Annotated in this window: 16 protein-coding genes; 4 read left to right on the plus strand and 12 right to left on the minus strand. The window is 36.4% G+C overall.

The annotated features are described in order from the left end of the window. Window positions 1–11: 11 nt before the first annotated feature. The 7 genes from APB85_RS12000 to mnmE form a co-directional block, all read right to left on the minus strand. Window positions 12–1,496, minus strand: coding sequence for a SusD/RagB family nutrient-binding outer membrane lipoprotein (locus APB85_RS12000; RefSeq protein ID WP_057481482.1), 1,485 nt, complete (start codon window positions 1,494–1,496; stop codon window positions 12–14). A gap of 11 nt (window positions 1,497–1,507) precedes the next feature. Further along, on the minus strand, window positions 1,508–4,975 hold the full coding sequence (locus tag APB85_RS12005; RefSeq protein ID WP_083482190.1) for a SusC/RagA family TonB-linked outer membrane protein: 3,468 nt from the start codon (window positions 4,973–4,975) through the stop codon (window positions 1,508–1,510). Between the two features lie 18 nt (window positions 4,976–4,993). Then, window positions 4,994–6,022 carry a FecR family protein gene (locus APB85_RS12010; protein ID WP_057481480.1) on the minus strand — a complete coding sequence of 343 codons (1,029 nt, stop codon included), beginning with the start codon at window positions 6,020–6,022 and terminating at the stop codon, window positions 4,994–4,996. Window positions 6,023–6,122: 100 nt separating this feature from the next. Beyond that, window positions 6,123–6,695: an RNA polymerase sigma factor gene (locus APB85_RS12015; protein ID WP_057481479.1), complete on the minus strand. Its 573-nt coding sequence runs from the start codon at window positions 6,693–6,695 to the stop codon at window positions 6,123–6,125. 167 nt (window positions 6,696–6,862) lie between these two features. Further along, window positions 6,863–7,582 carry a hypothetical protein gene (locus tag APB85_RS12020; protein WP_057481478.1) on the minus strand — a complete coding sequence of 240 codons (720 nt, stop codon included), beginning with the start codon at window positions 7,580–7,582 and terminating at the stop codon, window positions 6,863–6,865. Then, on the minus strand, window positions 7,572–8,714 hold the full coding sequence (locus APB85_RS12025) for a site-specific integrase (protein WP_057481845.1): 1,143 nt from the start codon (window positions 8,712–8,714) through the stop codon (window positions 7,572–7,574). Before APB85_RS12025 ends, APB85_RS12020 begins: the two co-directional genes overlap by 11 nt. Window positions 8,715–8,937: 223 nt before the next feature. Next, window positions 8,938–10,374 carry a tRNA uridine-5-carboxymethylaminomethyl(34) synthesis GTPase MnmE gene (mnmE, locus tag APB85_RS12030; RefSeq protein ID WP_057481844.1) on the minus strand — a complete coding sequence of 479 codons (1,437 nt, stop codon included), beginning with the start codon at window positions 10,372–10,374 and terminating at the stop codon, window positions 8,938–8,940. 130 nt (window positions 10,375–10,504) lie between these two features. Here mnmE and APB85_RS12035 point away from each other — a divergent pair, with 130 nt between their 5' ends. Continuing rightward, window positions 10,505–10,843 (plus strand): DUF4870 domain-containing protein, encoded by a 339-nt coding sequence (locus tag APB85_RS12035; protein WP_057481477.1) that lies wholly within the window; start codon window positions 10,505–10,507, stop codon window positions 10,841–10,843. 78 nt (window positions 10,844–10,921) lie between these two features. Here APB85_RS12035 and dnaN read toward each other — a convergent pair whose 3' ends face one another. The 5 genes from dnaN to APB85_RS12055 all read right to left on the minus strand — a co-directional run bounded on the left by dnaN (window position 10,922) and on the right by APB85_RS12055 (window position 15,948). Further along, a complete protein-coding gene (gene dnaN / locus APB85_RS12040; RefSeq protein WP_057481476.1) occupies window positions 10,922–12,040 on the minus strand; it encodes a DNA polymerase III subunit beta in 1,119 nt (372 codons plus the stop codon). A gap of 199 nt (window positions 12,041–12,239) precedes the next feature. Continuing rightward, window positions 12,240–13,910 (minus strand): gliding motility-associated ABC transporter substrate-binding protein GldG, encoded by a 1,671-nt coding sequence (gene gldG, locus APB85_RS12045; RefSeq protein ID WP_057481475.1) that lies wholly within the window; start codon window positions 13,908–13,910, stop codon window positions 12,240–12,242. 3 nt (window positions 13,911–13,913) lie between these two features. Beyond that, window positions 13,914–14,651, minus strand: coding sequence for a gliding motility-associated ABC transporter permease subunit GldF (gene gldF, locus APB85_RS17515; RefSeq protein WP_057481474.1), 738 nt, complete (start codon window positions 14,649–14,651; stop codon window positions 13,914–13,916). Window positions 14,652–14,818: 167 nt separating this feature from the next. After that, window positions 14,819–15,112, minus strand: coding sequence for a putative quinol monooxygenase (locus APB85_RS12050; protein ID WP_057481473.1), 294 nt, complete (start codon window positions 15,110–15,112; stop codon window positions 14,819–14,821). Further along, complete coding sequence (locus APB85_RS12055; RefSeq protein ID WP_057481472.1) at window positions 15,109–15,948, minus strand: SAM hydrolase/SAM-dependent halogenase family protein; 840 nt, start codon at window positions 15,946–15,948, stop codon at window positions 15,109–15,111. Before APB85_RS12055 ends, APB85_RS12050 begins: the two co-directional genes overlap by 4 nt. A 219-nt stretch (window positions 15,949–16,167) precedes the next feature. Here APB85_RS12055 and APB85_RS12060 point away from each other — a divergent pair, with 219 nt between their 5' ends. From APB85_RS12060 to APB85_RS12070, 3 genes are all read left to right on the plus strand, one after another. Further along, complete coding sequence (locus APB85_RS12060) at window positions 16,168–17,121, plus strand: PhoH family protein (RefSeq protein ID WP_057481471.1); 954 nt, start codon at window positions 16,168–16,170, stop codon at window positions 17,119–17,121. A gap of 52 nt (window positions 17,122–17,173) precedes the next feature. Then, a complete protein-coding gene (locus APB85_RS12065) occupies window positions 17,174–18,118 on the plus strand; it encodes a phosphoribosylaminoimidazolesuccinocarboxamide synthase (protein WP_057481470.1) in 945 nt (314 codons plus the stop codon). Window positions 18,119–18,285: 167 nt separating this feature from the next. Next, entirely contained in the window at window positions 18,286–19,302 is a 1,017-nt protein-coding gene (locus tag APB85_RS12070) for a hypothetical protein (RefSeq protein ID WP_057481469.1), read from the plus strand. Window positions 19,303–19,342: the final 40 nt, after the last annotated feature.

The following is a 19,342-nucleotide window of genomic DNA, read 5'->3' on the forward strand; positions in this document are numbered from 1 at the left end:
AATTATTTATTTTATTGATCCCACCATAACCTGGTAGATACGTCCTTTGTTGCTTCTTGTACATTTACATCATTTCGACTATATTCAGAATCCGGGTATCTCACCCTTCTTACCCACCGACCTTCAAGAAACGGATTGTGCGCCACTGGGAGTTCAAGATCTTTGTATACGTTGTCGTTATAATCGTAGCGACGCATATCAGTCCAAACTTCGGGATGGAGAAACATAGCAAGGTATTTCTCTTTCATAATTAGATCCAAACTAAGGTTGTCTGCTTCTACCGCAATACTAGCATCCGAAAGGTATAAATTAGCATTAGCTGAACTCACACCTACTTTATCCATATTAGCTTCAATTCCTTCCAGGTAAGCCTGGTAAGCTTCCTCGGTAGCTCCTTCGCTTCTGGCATCCCCGCCATTAAGTAAAAATCTTGCTTCTGCCTCGATAAACTTATGTTCTGCATAAGTCACCATTTCAATAGGCGAAGTCTGGGAAGTATAGTAACTGTCTTCGGCAAAACGCGCATTGGCATTACCTTTCCCGGCACCATTGATACCACCAATAAGGGGTTCTCCTTCTGCTTCGTTGAAAGCAATGATATCCAAACGTGGATCATTATCCAGTTCTGCACTGCCATATGGATAACTGGAACCATCCATATATTCTACAATCTGTTCAGAAACAATAAGGTTGGAGTTTCCTGTCTGACCTGCCAACACTACCCCAGCATACCAGGGGTTAAAGGTTCTGGTAGAGTAATCCAGTCCAAAATCATCGGCATTACTTTCCATTCCATGCTCCAAGGCATCCAAAGCATTTTGCGCAGCATCAACGGTACCTTTTTTAGTTAAATGAATAGCGTAGCGGGCTTTTAAGGTATAAGCCAATTTTATCCACTTAGAGATATCTCCTCCATAAACAAGATCTTCTTCACCAGGTTGATAAATAGTATTGTCTTCCATTTCAAGGTCCGCAATAGCGTCATCCAGTAAACCGGGAATTTGCGCATAAATATAGCTTTGGTCATTATAGGAAGGACTAAAATTTTCTTCCTCCATTAAAGCTTCATCAAAAGGAATGGCTCCCCAATGGTCTGTAGCAATCCCTATGTTCATTACCCTTAATACTTTTGCAATTCCACGGTAATGATAAGCTTCAGCTTCTGTTGCTTTATCAATAATGGTTTTTGCAGAAGTTAGCCCGTCTAGGTAAATATTTACCCAGGCCGATGTAAGCGAAAGTTCATTTTGATTACTTGGTCCATTATTACCTACTGAAGAGGACTGTTGTGTATACTGACTCGTATAATAGGCAATGTTGAAATAAGTGTCTGCTAGGTAGTAAATAGAAGTTGGTAAAATGACTTCCATTTCTACTTCTTCTTCACTTATCTTATTAGGATCATCGTTTGCATCCAAAAAATCTTCGCATCCAGTAGCTAGTAGTAAAATACTGAATATGAGAAGATATTGATATTTAAATTTTGTTTTTATCATCCTGTTAATTTTTAGAAATTAAGACTAAGCCCAAATATTACACTTCTGGTATTTGGGATGCTATATCCCGTTAATCCAAAAGCATTACTTCCAGCACTGTAGGTTGTTCCTTCCGGATCATAACCTTCGAAAGGTGTAATAAGCAATAGGTTATTCCCTGTGGCACTAAAGGTTACTCCACTAAAAAAAGTTCTGTCCAAAATTGATTTTGGTAAGCGGTAAGAGAGTGAGGCGCTTCTTAATCTTACCCAGGAAGCGTCCTGCATGAGAAGTTCTGAAGCAGCATTATAACGCGATAGCCTATAATAATCCTGATCTAAAATCACAGGTTGTGTATTAGGCTGTCCATCAGACGTCACCCCATCGAAAATCACTTCCTTATATCGTTGATTTGTTGCTGTAATGGTTCCAAATTCCCAATCGTTAATTCGACTTTCATCATAAGCATCCCCTCCTTGTTTAACTTCAACTAGAAAAGAAAAATTGAAATTCTTATAAGAAAAAGAGTTTGTTATTCCACCTGTCCAGTCCGGCATAGCTGAACCAACATATTTTAAAGAGTCTCTGTCTACATTTGGAAATCCAGCGTCATCTATCAGTAATTCGCCATCATCCGTACGTTCATAGCCATAACCATATAAATCTCCCGGAGAACCCCCTTCGAGAACCCGACTAGTTACACCTTCAGCAGAACTTTGAAATTCGATAACTTCTAAACCTTCTGGTAAACTTAGTACCTCACTTCTAATCCTAGACCAGTTTACGGTTACGTCCCACGAAAAATCTTTAGTTTGAATAGGTTTGAAATCTATTAAAGCTTCAATACCGGTACTTTCAATTTCTCCTGCATTGGTAGTAAACCTTGAAAGGCCACTTGGATTACTCACAGGAAAAGAAACAATTTGATTTTCACTGGCCTGTTGGAAATAGGTAAGGTCTACTCCTATTTTATTACCCCAAAACCTCAAATCTGTACCAAATTCATAAGAGGTGGTCGTTTCAGGCTTTAAATTTAAGTCTCCCGCTGAATTTGATTTTTTAAATCCTCCAATTCCATTTAAGGGGAAACCAGGAGTTCCTTCAAAATATTGGCCTACTACATAAGGGGAAGCATCTTTACCTACCTTAGCCCAGGATGCTCTTAATTTACCATAACTAAGAAAGTCATCCCGTTGTGCGCCCAAGGTTTCAGTAAAAATATATCCCATATTAACCGAAGGATAAAAGAAAGACCTGTTGTCCTTTGGAAGAGTAGATGCCCAGTCATTTCTTGCAGTTACATTTAAAAACAAGGTTTCCTTATAATTTAACTTTGCATCAGCAAAAACACCTACTAGCCTTCTGGTGTAAGCGTTTTTATTTGTAAATAAGTTAGTGGTATTACTTAGGTCTTTAAAATCTGGAAGATTAAAACCTTCCCCTCTAGTATTTAACCTGTCGTAATTTATATCGGTAACCTGATTACCTAACGTTAAGGAACCTGAGAAATCAGAATTGAATTCCTTTTGGAGAGTTACAAGAAAGTTTGAGTTAATTTCCTTATAGTTAATGTTCTCCTCTATCATAAATCCGTTTACCGGGATAGCTACTTTAATATCGTTGGCAGCAAATCTAACTCGACTGTCGTTATAATAATCCATACCGATTTTATAATCTACCGTCATCCACTTAAAAGGAGTATAGTTGAAACCTACAGCTCCAATAATCCTATTAACATCATCTTCAAAAGTGCTGTTCTCGGCAAGGTACAAAGGGTTATTTATAACTCCATTAGTATAATCCTTTTCAGAGCCATCAGGCATCACATGATCATTCACATCTATAGTTGGCGACCATCTTCTAAGGTTACTTACCACAGATTTGTCACCCCCGTTTGGACGGCTACCTCCGGAATTCGTGTAATTAGCACTTCCAGATACTTTAAAATTCTCAGCTAAAGTAGTTTCTCCGCTTATTTTTATAGTTGTTCTTTTATAATTAGTATTAGGAACAATTCCCTCCTGATCCATATGGGAAACTGAAGTATAAAAATTGGTTTTGCTATTTCCGCCAGATATACTTGCATAATTATTGAACCTCAAGCCAGTCTTGTAAAATTCTTCGTGAGGATTGGCCGGGTTATCCAAAGGCCCATTAGGCGGACCCCAGGTATAATAACCATAGGAATAGCCAAAACGACTATCGGGATCTTCAAAAGCCCTGGCGCGACCTCTCCATCCTTCACGATAGGTCATCTGAATATCCGGTGTTTTGCTTACCTCTTCAAACGCTATGGTACTTTTAACCCTAATCTGTGTTTTACCTTCTTTTCCTTTTTTAGTGGTTATAATCACCGCGCCGTTTGCCGCTCGAAGTCCATATAACGCGGTAGCGGAAGGACCTTTTAAGATAGAAATTGACTCAATATCCTCGGGATTAATATCAGCCGCACGGTTGGTAAATGAATATTGCTCGTTACTTCCGGATGCTGCTGAACCTTCGCTAGGCAATACACTCCCCGAAGTTGTTGAGTTGGAAATAGGCATTCCATCTACTACAAATAATGGTTGGTTATCGCCTGATGGACTAAGAGAAGTAATACCCCTTATTATAATATTGGAACCAGCTCCTGCTGCCCCACTCGAGCTATTAATTGAAACCCCGGCAACCTTTCCCCTAAGTGCATTAACCAGGTTTGGTTCTTCTGTACGGGCGATTTCTTCGCCTGAGACTTCCTGTACGGCATAACCTAAGGCTTTTTTCTCTTGTTTTATTCCAAAAGAAGTTACTACTACTTCATTTAAAGATTCAGAGGTGGTTCCTAAGGTAACATCTACAGTTTCCCTTCCCTCCAATGGAATTTCTTTGGTTTCGTAACCAACAAATGAAAAAACCAAAACTGCATTACTTTGAGAAACCTGCAAGGAATAATTTCCTTCCATATTAGTGACAGTCCCATTTGAAGTTCCTTTTTCTATTACAGTAACCCCTGGAATTGGTAAACCATCTTCATCTTCAACATACCCCTTTACTTCTATATCCTGTAACACGGAAGCCTGAGTTGCATTCAGTCTTTCTAAATTTTGTTTATTTGTTTCTGATGGTGTATTCCTATTTGAATTATTTCGAAGAGTTTTCCTAAGTGGATTATTGGGGGAATAAATAACAAAGTTATCTTTCTCTAATTTTTGAATATCGAGATTGACATTCCTAAGAATTTCTCTAAGTGATTTTTCAAGCTGTCCCTTCTCAAGCTTTACTTCATCTAAAGCAATTAACTGATTTTCTACCAGATTACTATCATAATTAAAATGAACTTCCAGTTCTTTGGAAATCTCGCTTAAGAGTTTCTTTAGGGAAATCTTCCCGGAGGACTTTCCTGTTTTTTCCTGAAGAGGTTGCACTGAAGCCAGCTGCTCCTGAGAGCTTACCGGATGAGTATATATGAATATACCCATGATCATCGTGACAGCCAGTAAAGGTTGTACAATTTTCAACATGTTTTAGCTAGTTTTTAGTTACTTTCGGAAAATTATTTTCCCATCTTTATTAGTAACATCTATATCAAATGAAAGTTCCAGGGTTCTAAGAAATTCTTCAATATTCCCGGTTTTAATAACTCCCGTAAACTTACGTTGCATAAGTTTTGGGTCTTCAAAAACCACTTCCAATCCAAAGTTATCTTCAAGAACGTACTTTATCTCACCTAGTTCTGTAGCTTCAAAAATCATCAAATCATCTACCCAACTTGCGTATTTACGGGTATTAACTTTCGATTTCTTTAGCACCTTATCTTTGGTAGAAACCTCGGCATGTTCACCAGGTTCAAGAATTAGGGGAGCTGCACTCTTATCCAGCTTGTTCTCTAATTTAACCTTACCGGTTAACAGGGTCACTTTTGTTTTCCCTCTACGCTCACCAACATTAAAGGACGTTCCTAAAACTTCTACATTTAAGTTTCCAGAATGAACCAGGAAAGTTTTGCGTACATTGTTTTCCCCACGGGTTTTGACCACCTCAAAGAAAGCTTCACCTTCCAACCATACTTCCCTAATATTTACCCCACTCCAATCTTTGGCATAGGATATTTCAGAGTTAGCATTAAGGATAACTGAAGAACCATCTGGCAACATCATTTCCCGCTTTTCAGCAAAATCTGTACTTATAGTAGTTCGCTGAAAATTGTTTAAAAAGAAATAACTTAGAAATGCGATAATAGCAAAGCTTGCTGCAATCCCGGTATAGCGGAGAATACTTCTTCGTTTTATACCTTTTGGCTGCTGATCTCCACTTTTTAAAGAATCTATCCTAGAGTTAATTTTTTCCAGAAGTTTTTCTTTTTGAAATGGATTTAATACTACCTCATCTTGAAACTCCAGAGACTTTATAATTTTAATAGCTTTATCAACCTCTTTTTGTTTTTGAGGATTTTCAGCCAGAAACTTTCTCCAGAATACTGCGGATTTTTTATCATCAGACAATACCCAGTTTAAAAAGGAATCATCTGAAATAAAATCGGTAGCATTATAGCTTTGATACTTCTCCATTTGATTTAAATGTTTAGATGAAAAACGCGCGAAATTCAACTAGTTTGTTACCAGTAAATGCACATATTTGAGATTTTACCCCATTTTTTTCACAAAAGTTTTAGAAAAACATAAAAATAAACACAAAATTGCCTCTAAGTCTTTCTATAGCGCGGGATAGGAGTTTATAAGTAGCTTTTACACTAAGATCCATTACTTCCGCGATTTCAGAGAATTCTAGTTTAGCGTAAAAACGTAAGTAAACAATTTCTTTCTGTCTATTAGTCAGCTTATTAAGACTTTGGTGGATTTTTTTTATGGTAGCTTCATCTAAATTCTCGGTGGCAGGTTCGGTTTTAAGCTTTTGGGCAATTGCTGATTCAGAAAAGTCATATTGAAATCCAAATTTTTGAGATTTCTTTAAATTTCTAAATATCCTTCGTTTTAAAGATTTAAATAAATAAAATTTAATGGAAGTAGTATCCTTTATTTTGTGTCGTTTTTCCCAAATAGTAATAAAAACTTCTTGAATACTGTCTTCTACAAGGCCATGGTCGGAAGTTATCTTTGCACCATAGCTATAAAGCACATCAATATTTCTGTGGTAAACTTCATTCAGGGCGGAACGTTCACCACTACACAATAAACTCCACAGCTCTGAATCTGAAAAACCTAAGTAATTTTCCTTACCCATCTAAGATGACTCCTATCTTTTTAAAATATCTCTATAATTCCCAAATTTAACAAGTGTTTCCAGTAAAATGACATTAAGTCCACATTTATTTCAACAATTTTAATTTCGCTTAAAAAAAGCTATTGGGAAATTTAAAAATGAAGTAGTTTCATGGATTCGATTAATTTTCACCTCAGATCCTGAAATATTTTATTCAAAGCTTGATTATTTTTTGAATACGGTGTACGAGTATGAGCATTTTTCAAGGTATTGTATTTATACTTTTTTCCATTAGCCCTCAACACTAGGTCGGAAGTAATAAATAGGTTCTTAATAGTCATCGTGTTCTTAGGAAATGTTTGCGAAAGAAATTCATAAAATTCACGAGAGCTAGGACCATCCATATTAAAATGGATTTTTGAATTATGAGCGTCCCAATCTTTAGATAATACATTCCTGAAATCCAGCAAGCTTGTTTTCTCAATATTTAAAAGATCATACTTCATTAAATTATGATACAACTTTTGAGCTTGATCTTCTGATATTTTTAAATTAAAATTTTTGTTCTTTTTTAGGGAGCCAGCGGACTTTTGGCTTTGTATACTATTTTTAAATTTATCGGTCCAGGGAAGAATGGAAAGAAAAAAGCCGGCTAAAAAAACAAGAAAACTTATTGCTAGGACTATAAGTGTATCTGATTCAATAGTATACCGCGAATAAAACGCAAGATGCATAACTCCCAAACCCATCCCCATAAAAAGGATCCTTGGTTTTTCAATTTTTGTATTCCATAAAATTCTTTCATTCATCATATAAGCCCAAAACATTTTACCATAGTGTAAAATAAGCCTTCCATAAATATAGATGAAGCCAAGGGTGGTCAGGTATTTGAATAAATCAAAACTCATAATCCATTTCGAGTTCAGGAATTAAATTAGCTGCTTCCTTCTTTTTCTTATCCACTATTTTGGCATATACTTGTGTAGTTCTTATTTCTTTATGTCCTAAGACTTTTGAAACCGTATAAATATCAGCTCCGTACTCTAATAGTAATACTGCGTGCGTATGCCTAGCGCTATGAAAAGTTATATGTTTAGTAATACCCGCCCGCATACACCATCTAAGTATTTCTGCATTAAAATGGGCACCATATTTTAACCCTTGAAACACACGGTCATTTTCCCTTTTCCGTTTTCCAATAATTTGTCTCGCCTGATCAGATATATATTGATATTCCTGTCCCGAAGTCTTCTTTTGTTTAAAAATTAGCCGTGAACCTTCCTCTTCATCTCTAACTTCAAGCCAGGTAAGTTTGTTAATATCGCTCCACCTTAGGCCGGTTAAACAACTAAACATAAAAGCATTCTTAAGAACTTGATGTTTACAATAAGCTTTAGCCATAGCCTGCAATTCATCTTGCGTAAGGTATTCTCTGGTTGTTTCTTCCTGTGCAAAACCTTTTACAGTAGTAGCGAAGTTTCTTCTGGTATAACCATCGTCAAAAGCCTGACGTAATGCGGCTTTAAATTTATTATAATAGGTATATTTAGAGTTCTGTGATAACAGCGTTTTAGATTTCGTTTTTGCTTTTTTACTCAAAAACTTTTTAAATCCTATAACGAAATCTTCATCAATGTCTTCAAAGGATATTTTCTTCTTTCCTATGTAGGCCTCTATATGATTTTGGGCCGCATCCCAATTATCATAATTTCCTTTACTTTCATATCGTTCCTCCTTTAATTTATCATAGTAGGTAATAAATAAAAGTTTGTTCTTGCTTTTATCTTTAATACCATATTTTCCCTGAGCATACTCTGCTCTTCTGATAGATAATATCTGTTCTGCCCTTTCAAGAGTTTCTTTATTTTCTCTCTTTTCAGAAGAAGTTTGAGGTGAAATAATCAGGTATTCTTTGAGATATTCAAACTCCCTATGACCCTTCGTTTTTCCGTTTTCATCTAAACTCGATCCTTTATAGTAATCAAGATAAAGACTGTATTTCCCGGAGGCTAATTTCTTTTTTCTAAGCTTTATTTTCATAACCACCTTATTTCCATAAAGATAGATCAAAAATTGATACCGAGGTACAAATTTTGTACCCCGTTAGTAATATTTAACATCGAGGTACAAACGAGGTACAAAAAAGGTCTAAAATGATATTATTAAAGTAAAAATGAGAATACTTTGGAAGAGCTCGTATCCATTAATTTCGTTGGGTTTTGATGTCATTTGATATCATTTGATATCAAATTTAATTACCCATTTACTTTCCAATACAGAAATTAGAAAATATATTCCCCAGTAATTCATCATTGGTAACCTGCCCGGTAATCTCACCGAAATATTCTAAAGCTTCGCGAATATCTATCGCTAACAAGTCGCCCGAAAGGTCGGTATTTAAGCCTTCTTCTACTTTGTTGATTTCTTCCAGGGCTTTTAGCAGCGCATTGTAATGACGGCTATTTGTTACAATGGTATTATTGTTTCTCAAAGCGCCGGTGTTTACAAACTCCAGTAATTTTTCTTTAAGTTCCTCTACACCAACTCCGGTTTTAGCCGATAATAATTGTAAACTGGTGCCCGAAATAGTACCCAGGCTCTCTTTCAATTTTAATAAAGAATCTTCAGAAAGCTGGTCTATTTTGTTGGGAACAATGATTAAAGGTTTCTGAGGAAATTGATTTTTAATTTTCTCAATTTCAACTATTAACTGGGCTAAACTTATTTTTCCCTGGGAAGAATTATCTTCAGATAACTCATCGAACCTAGAGGTATCAAACAAATACATAACTACTTGTGCCTGACCTATCTTTTCAAAAGTTCGCTTTATTCCGATGCTTTCCACCTCATCTTCCGTCTCTCTTATTCCGGCGGTATCAATGAACCTGAATCCAACACCACCAATACTCATTTCGTCCTCAATGGAATCCCGAGTGGTTCCGGCTACCTCAGAAACAATAGCGCGCTCCTCGTTTAAAAGTGAATTCAGTAAAGTAGATTTACCTACGTTAGGTTCCCCCACTATTGCCACAGGAATTCCATTTTTAAGCACGTTCCCGGTGGCAAAAGAATCTATTAAACGTTTTAATACCTGCTGAATCCTCGCTACCAATTCCTTAAATTGATCGCGATTAGCGAACTCCACATCTTCTTCAGAAAAGTCTAATTCTAATTCAATTAAAGATGCAAAATCTAATAATTCCTGGCGTAATCTATGAATTTCATTAGAAAATCCGCCGCGCATTTGTTGCATCGCCATTTGGTGTGAAGCCTGGTTTTCAGAAGAAATTAGATCAGCTACAGCTTCTGCCTGACTAAGATCCATTTTTCCATTTAGAAAAGCACGCATGGTGAATTCGCCGGCTTCTGCAGAGCGACAACCTTTTCTAATCATTAACTGGATAATCTCCTGCTGAATATATGGACTTCCGTGACAGGAAATTTCTACCGTTTCTTCGCCGGTATACGATTTAGGCGCTCTAAATATTGAAATTAAAACCTCATCTAAGGTACGATCATCGTCCATTAGATTTCCTAAATGTAAAGTATGGCTGGGCTGTTTGCTTAGCTTTTTTTTACTCTTTGCCTTAAAAAGCGGTGAAACAATATTAAATGCTTCAGGGCCGGAAACCCTAATAATAGCAATGGCACCTGCACCAGATGGTGTGGCAAGCGCTACAATAGTGTCGTTTAATTTCATAGTGCAAAGATAAGCCTCCCCCCAGCCCCCTCCAAAAGAGGGGGAGAAAAATTGCATCTTTTAAAAATTGTAACAAAGTATTAAAAAACCCGTCTATTAATAAAGAGACATCACATCAATCAAAGAAAAAATGAGAGAAGACAACCAAATGCTCGTTATTACCCACTTAAGTCAGTTACTGGATTTAGTTACCGGAATTGGCGGCTTTATAATTCCGCTAATCTTGTGGCTTACCCAAAAAGATAAAGTTGCCGGAATGGACTTTCACGGAAAAATGATCATCAATTTCCAAATAAGTATGTTTATATACAGCTTATTATGTATTCCGCTAATCTTTTTATTCGGACTTGGGATAATCGCTCTTATTGGTATTGCTGTTATTATGCTTATTCTACCAATAGTGAATGCCATTAAAGTAAGCAACGGGGAGATCCCGAATTATCCTTTAACCATAGAGATTATAAAGTAGACCAGAAACATTATTCAGAATAAAAAAAGCAGCCAAAAGGCTGCTTTTTACTATAAACTAAATTCTATTTACTCAATACTAGTTGTTGAGCATTACCGGCATAACCAGCATTGTAATTTTTTCTCCCGGGTCTAACCCATCTACAGGAGTTAAAATTCCAGCCCGGTTCGGCAGACTCATTTCCAGTTGAACTTCATCTGAAGTTAAATTATTCAACATTTCTGTAAGAAAACGAGAATTAAAACCAATTTGCATATCGTCTCCCTGGTAAGAACAGGTTAAACGCTCTTCGGCTTTATTACTGTAATCTACATCTTCTGCAGAAATATTTAATTCGGCACCGGCGATTTTTAATCTTACCTGGTGCGTAGTTTTATTAGAGAAAATAGAAACCCTACGAACTGAACTCAAAAACTGGTTGCGCTCAATAGTTAATTTATTCGGATTTTCTTTTGGAATTACCGCTTCGTAATTAGGATATTTCCCGTCTATTAAACGACAAACTAATTGCGTATCATCAAAAGTGAATTTCGCATTAGAATCGTTGTATTCTATAAGCACTTCACTTTCGCTACCGGCCAAAATCCCCTTTAAAAGGTTTAGTGGCTTTTTGGGCATAATAAAGTCTGAAGCCTGAGAAGCAGTAACATCTTCACGCTGATACTTTACTAATTTATGTGCATCAGTCGCTACAAAAGTTAAACCTTCAGTAGTAAATTGAAAGAAAACCCCGCTCATTACCGGACGAAGATCGTCGTTTCCTGAAGCAAAAATGGTTTTGCTAATCGCGGTAGCTAAAATATCACCTTCTAAAACAGTGCTGCTAGGATCTTCCAATTCCACAGGATTTGGAAACTCCTCCCCATCGGCATAAGCAAGTGCGTATTTACCGTGATTAGAGCTTAATTCTATAGTGTTGTTATCTTCAGCAACAAAAGTTAAGGGCTGCTCCGGGAAGGTTTTTAGCGTATCTAAAAGCAATTTTGCAGGAACCGCTATTTTTCCTTCGGAATCTGATTCTACCTTAAGTTTAGCAGACATTGTAGTTTCAAGATCTGAGGCAGAAACAGTAAGCTCGTCCTGCTTAAGATCGAATAAAAAGTTGTCTAAAATTGGAAGGGTGTTGGTGTTGTTAATAACCCCACCCAATATCTGAAGCTGTTTCAGCAAATAACTGCTGGATACAATAAATTTCATCGGCTTTGTGATTAATTAGAAATCATTACAAATATATTTTAATCTGTTAAAAATAAAGCTTGTGCCGACGAGTTTTTATTAACATCAAAAACAAAAATTTATGAAGCAAACTACTATAAAACAGACACTTACAACGAATAATCTTTTTAAGATTGTTAATATGTTGATTTTATTTCCTGAAAATTGAAGTCTAAGAAAGCTATTTTAGGTATTTCCTTTTTCTGAAATAATTAAATCCGAAAGCGAAAAGTCCCAGGATAACTAAAGGAAGAACAATATTAATCATCTGCCATTTTTCTCGCTCATCAGCAGTTTTTCGATCGTCCAGGAATGCGATATTTATTTCCTTGCTGCGAATATCTATAAGTCCGCTGTCATCAAGCATATAATTTACAGCATTTAGTAAAAATTCTTTATTTCCATAAGTATTCCCCGTGTAGCGTTCAAGCCCCAGTTCTAAAGGCTTTCCGCGCTGTACTTCATTTTTAATCACATCTCCATCTGAAATTACCAGCATTTTGGTTTCTTCACTTTGGTCTAAAGGCTTTTCAATTTCAAATGGTTTGATCCTATTTTTATAAACCGAAGTAAATTCTCCTTCCAATAAAACTGCCAGTGGTTGCTCGCCATCTTTATAGGAAGCCAAATTCGGTTCCTGGCTTACCATCTCCAGGCTAATTTCCCGCGGAGTACCTTCTACCCTGGTTTGAGGCGAACTGCTTAATAAAATTGTCTTTTCTATATTATTCTGAAGTGTATCAATTTGATTGGCATATTCAAATTTCACAGCTTCAATATTATTTATTATCGGGTGGTCGTTAGGCGAAGTGGTTAACGGACTGTAAAACCAGGGATAAGGATTAAACCGGGTGTTGTTTCCCTGCCCCGACGCCAAAATAATGGGTGCTGAATAAATATCATTGATCAGAACCGGGTTGATTCTAATTCCGTAGGAAAAGAAAAAATCGCCTAAATTAAGATCACGAGGTAAAGCAAAAGCTATGCCTGAAGGATTCAGCAAACTATCGGTTTCCATGGCAACGGCTTCGGTTAGCCAAAGTGATTTACCACCGCTCATTGTATATTGATCTAAAATATACTTTTCATTTTCGGTAAATGCCTCGGTAGGTTTTGCCTCGATAATTAAATCGTACTCCTTTAATTGCTGAAGGGTTTTTTGAGGATTTATTGCAGCAGAATCTAAAGTAAACGGCGCCATAAAATAATATTCCTGCAGCGTCTTTATAAAACTAGCTATTTGTGCATCGGGCAACTCACCGTTACCACGCATTACCGCGATTTTCTTTTTCCGCGGATAAACTAATTTATTCAATGCATTGGCAATAGCATACTCCAATTGTTGTACCGAGCTGGAAACCCGTTCCTCATCGGTAGCGCCCAGTTTATTTTTCAATAAGGGAATTTGAACCTTTTGGTCTCCCATAGTGGCTACGGCCCACGGAAAAACTAAAGCTTCAGAACTTTTACCGTTCTCCTGAACACTCACCCTTGCCGGCGGCATTCCCTGCTGGTAAAATTCCTGGGCGGTAGCTTCAGCATCCTTACTTTCTTCTAAGGGATTGGTAAAAGTGAATTTTATATTACTGTTATAAGCTGAAAACTCTTCCAGCATTTGCCTGGTTTCATTTCGAAGCCTTCTGAACTCTGATGGGAAATTTCCTTCTAAAAAGACTTCAATAACAATGGGAGAATCAGTATCTGAAACAATTTCCATTGCCGCAGGAGACAGCGTATAACGTTGATCTCGGGTAAGGTCTATACGCTCAAAAAAGTTTGCAGCCAGTAGGTTTATCGCTACAATTGCAACGAGCCACAGAAAAACGTTTTTATAGGTGTTTTCGTGTTTCAAAGCCTAAGAATTTTTCTGAATTGCTATTAATCTTAACTGCGTAAGTTTCAGAAAAAAAACTATGAAACTTAAAAAATAAATAAGATCCCGGGTATCTATCACGCCTCTGCTTATACTTTGATAATGAAAGCTGATCCCAAGGTATTCAGCGCCGTAATTAGTACTTCCAAAAAGATCCAAATCTCCCAGGCCTTCAAAAGCGAAATAACTTAAAAAACATAAAAAGACTGCGATAATAAATGCGATGATCTGATTTTGAGAAAGCGAAGAAGCAAAAATGCCAATAGCCGTATAGCAGCCTCCAAGAAAAATTAAGCCCAGGTAAGATCCAAGAGTTGCACCAAGGTCAAAATTTCCCACCGGACTTCCCAATTGATGAATGGTAATTACATATAAAATGCTGGGCAAAATACTTAAAATCACCAGGATTAAAGCACCAAAATATTTTCCTAAAACAAGTTGTGTAAAACCAATGGGACGCGTTAGCAACAACTCCATAGTGCCCTGGCGTTTCTCTTCAGAAAAGCTTTTCATGGTAATTGCCGGGATAAGAAAAATAAAGATCCAGGGGGCAAGATCAAAGAAGGGTTTTACATCGGCAAAACCATTATCCAGGATGTTATAATCACCTGTGAAGACAAATAAAAACAAGCCGCAAACCACCAAAAAGATTCCAATGACCAGGTAACCGATTGGTGATGAAAAAAAAGAGTTTATTTCCTTATTTAGTATGGCCAGCATTAATTTCGGTTATCGGTTATCTGTTTTGGTTATTAATAATCCTTGTTGATTTCTTTGAAGGTTTAATTATAATTTATGGTTTGGTGTATTACTCTGCTGTAACTTTTTTCTAATCGAAACTCTAATAACATTTCCTTCACGCTTCACTCCTAGCTCTTCACTCTGCATTATTCGCTACTTTTGATATTGGTGCTCCAGGCTACTGGTTTAGCATTAAAAAGCACCTTTGTTTTTGCCCAAACTCCTTTAAACAGCTCAGAATTCCGGTAATTTTCTAAAGATTGGTCGTCTACCCAGTAACTATACGTAAAAAATATATTTGTATTGTGTTTATCCTGAAGCAATTTTAGTTTATAACAACCTGCAAAAGACCTTATTTTACTTTTATTTTCCTCAAAATTAGAAAGGAATTCTTCTACTTTTGAAGGCTCAAATTCCATTTTCACAATTCTGTGTATCATTTTTCGTCAAATTTAATAGTGATTGTATCGCGGTGTTCCAGGCCAAAAAGCGTTGAAGCGCTACCTACCGTAGATGGATTGCTTTTATAAATAGCAAGTTCGATATAACCGGCAGAATTGAATAAGGCTAGTTTTTTGCCATCTTCTTCTCCTCTTTGGTCTTTTTCAACATCAAAATTTATCCAGTCAGAATAAGCTCCATAAATTTTTGGAAAAGTAACCATTCTTGCACTAATTATATAATTTCTTCCTTTTCCCACGCTCTCAAATAGCTTCCGACTTATATTGGTTACCACGTTTCCGTAATTGTCAACATAAATCACAAGGCCTATAATCTGGTTCTTCTCCGTATTTATTATCGGCTCAAACTGTTTAAGGTATTTAATTTCCTTAATATTCTTACCTATAACTTCCAGGGTACCACCCCGCGCTAAATGGCAGGCTACTTTTACAAAAACATCCAAAACCGGAAAATTCGTTTCAATAGCCTCGTGAATATTGATCTCTACAATCTTCTCGGGTTTAATTTCTGAAGCCAGCAAAGATAAAATTCCATTATTGGCGCAAATAAAATAATGGTCGTCTAACAAAACGGCCAAATGTTTATTTTCTGGCGTAAATTCTGAATCGATACCAATAATGTGAATACTACCTTTTGGAAAACTCTTATACGCGTTTTTAATAATGTAAGCAGCCTCGCTAATATGAAAGGGAGAAACCGAGTGCGAAATATCAACAATTCTCACATCGGGCAACTCGTTATAAATAGCTCCTTTAACCGCTCCTACAAAGTAATCTTTCTCTCCAAAATCGGTAGTTAAAGTAATAATTGCCATAGGTAATTGTTGATATTTTTTTAACTTTTAAGCGCTAATTTTATGTAAGTTTGTATAGAAGGCAAAGATAATTTTATTTAAATTTTCATTTAAAAATCAATGGCAATAAACTTAAAATTAGCCAGTCAAAATTAGCATTAAAACTTAGCAGCAACAAATAAAGAACCGCTATAAATAAAAATGTTTTGAACATCTTTTTTCAACTAAAACCATAAGCTTTTGAACGAAATTGTTATTGAACTTTCAGAGATTAATCCCCGCGAATTTTTTGGGCAAGGAAATGAACATATAGAACTTTTAAAAAAATATTTTCCCAAGCTGAAGATCGTAGCTCGTGGAAATAAAATTAAAGTTTTTGGAGACGAGGAAATGCTGGAAGAGTTTGATGAACGCATTACCATGCTTATGGATCACTTCGGAAAGTATAATAAACTGGATGAGAATGTGATTGAAAGAGTACTTACCAGCGAGAAAAGTTCAGATTATCAAACTTCAGCCGAAAGTGGCGAAGTTTTGGTTCACGGCGTTGGCGGTCGTTTGGTAAAAGCCCAAACCGCAAACCAGAGAAAACTGGTTGAGCTAATGCGTAAAAATGATATGGTATTTGCCATTGGCCCTGCAGGAACCGGAAAAACCTATACCGGTGTTGCCCTTGCTGTTAAAGCATTAAAAGAAAAACAGGTTCGCAGAATTATACTTACCCGTCCCGCGGTTGAGGCTGGGGAAAACCTGGGTTTCCTTCCCGGCGATCTTAAAGAAAAATTAGACCCTTATATGCAGCCGCTTTACGATGCACTTCGGGATATGATTCCGCAGGAAAGGCTTGATTCATTTATAGAGAAAGGAGTGATTCAAATCGCTCCACTTGCTTTTATGCGAGGCCGAACCTTAGATAATGCCTTTGTGATTTTGGATGAAGCCCAAAATACTACCCACGCACAAATGAAAATGTTTCTTACCCGAATGGGGAAAAGCGCCAAGTTTATGATTACCGGAGATCCCGGGCAAATAGATTTACCACGCAGGGTTATTTCAGGTTTAAAAGAAGCGTTGCTCGTGCTTAAAGAAGTAAAAGGCGTGGGGATAATTTACCTGGATGATAAAGATGTAATTCGCCACCGACTCGTGAAAAAGATAATTTCAGCCTATAAAGAAATTGAACATACAGAATAGAGTGTTTTCAATTTTCAAGTAATTCAGTTTCAAAATTCAGATATAGATTTTAATGAATACTATTATAAAAACCGATTTCAATTTTCCCGGACAAACCGATGTTTACAAAGGTAAAGTGCGGGATGTTTATACTTTAAAAAATAATAAACTCGTAATTGTTGCAACAGATAGGCTTTCGGCTTTTGATGTGGTTATGCCAAAGGGCATTCCTTACAAAGGCCAGATCCTTAATCAAATTGCTACCAAAATGATGGAAGCCACACGCGATCTTGTACCTAACTGGCTGGAAGCAACTCCAGATCCTAATGTTGCGGTTGGCCAGGCCTGTGAACCTTTTAAAATTGAAATGGTAATTCGCGGATATCTTGCGGGTCACGCTGCCCGGGAATACAAAGCCGGAAAACGTATGCTGTGTGGGGTAGAAATGCCAAATGGAATGAAGGAAAATGACAAATTCCCGGAACCCATTATTACTCCCGCCACTAAAGCCGAACAGGGCGATCACGATGAAGACATTTCTAAAGAAGAAATTCTAAAACGTGCTATTGTTTCTAAAGAAGATTACGAAATTCTTGAAAAATACACTCGAGATCTTTTTAAACGTGGAACTGAAATAGCTGCAAAGAGAGGATTGATTTTAGTTGATACCAAATATGAATTTGGTAAAAATGCTGATGGGGAAATTGTATTGATAGACGAAATTCACACTCCTGATTCATCCCGATATTTTTATGCCGATGGTTACCGGGAAAGACATGACAAGGATGAACCACAAAAGCAATTATCTAAAGAATTTGTGAGACAATGGCTTATTGAAAATAATTTCCAGGGAAAAGAAGGTCAGATTTTACCCGAAATGAGCGATGAATATATCGAATCGGTTTCTGAACGTTATATTGAATTATACGAAAAGATCACAGGAGAAACTTTTGTAAAAAGCGACATCAGCAATATTGAAACCCGTATTGAAAATAATGTGCTGGATTATTTTAAATAATGATTCTTGGTTTTCTAAGTCACACCGTTATCAGTGTTTCGGATCTTAATATTTTCATTTTTCGGTTTAAATTTTTTCTCCTTAGTCAGGAATTAATATTAATTAGAACAAATTCAAAATAAAATCTTTATTTGTTCACTCCTTCAGATATTTAAAATCAATCAAGTATGCTTATAATAAATAGAGTTTCAGTTTTGTGTCTAACTTTTTTTGTCTCTTTAATAATATCCTGTAGCCCAGATCAAAATAACAGTGAAATTATTGATGAAGAAAATGAAACTGAAGTATCATCAGAAGATGAAAATAAAGTCTATCCTGAAGGGGTGGCTTTTGAAACACAAGAAAAATTAAGTGAGTTTCTGGAAAAAGGTTACACAGAGATCAATGGCAGTCTATCTTTTATAGGAACAGAAATCGATGATGTAAGCGAATGCACACAACTGAAAAAAATAGATGGACCTCTTTCGGTGCTTGGCACAAATCTGGAAAATCTAAATGGCTTGAATAACATTGAATTGATTGATAATAGTCAAGCAACAATACAGATTAGCAATAACCCTAAACTCCACAATATTGAAGCATTGTCTAGTGTTGCTCATAAATTACGTGATTTGGATATAACCAATAATCCTAACCTGAGTTCACTAAAGGGCACCGAAAATATTACTGAAGTACGGGGGAATTTAAGTATTAGAGATAATGAGCAACTTACTAACCTAGATGCACTGCATAATATTCAAGGTGAAGTTAATTATGTTTATTTAATTAATTCAGGTATTGAAAATACTCATGGTTTATCAAAACTGGAAAGGATAAAAGAAAAACTTGTAATTTCCAATAACCCTAATTTGACTTCGATTAGTTTCCAAAATCTTAATGAAGTACCCGGGTTTATAGTCAACGAGAATAGCAGCTTATTAGAAATTATAGCTCAGCCAAATTTTACAGAAGCAGAAGCATTAATAATTACGGATAATACTCTTTTGGAAGATATAAGCGGTTTTGAGAATGTTGAAGGATATGAATATTTTGGTATAGAAATAAGAAAAAATGCCAAGTTAGATAATTTTTGCCCATTGATGAAAATCGCAAATGTGGCAGAATATGATTTCAATATTAAAGACAACCTATACAACCCTAGTAGGGAGAAAATTAAAACCGGTGACTGTCAGCCGGCTGAGTAGGTTTTAGAAATATAATTAGTTGCTACCTACAATTGTCAGA

Origin of the sequence: Salegentibacter mishustinae (assembly GCF_002900095.1) — a bacterium.
In the GTDB taxonomy this organism is placed as follows: Bacteria; Bacteroidota; Bacteroidia; order Flavobacteriales; family Flavobacteriaceae; genus Salegentibacter; species Salegentibacter mishustinae.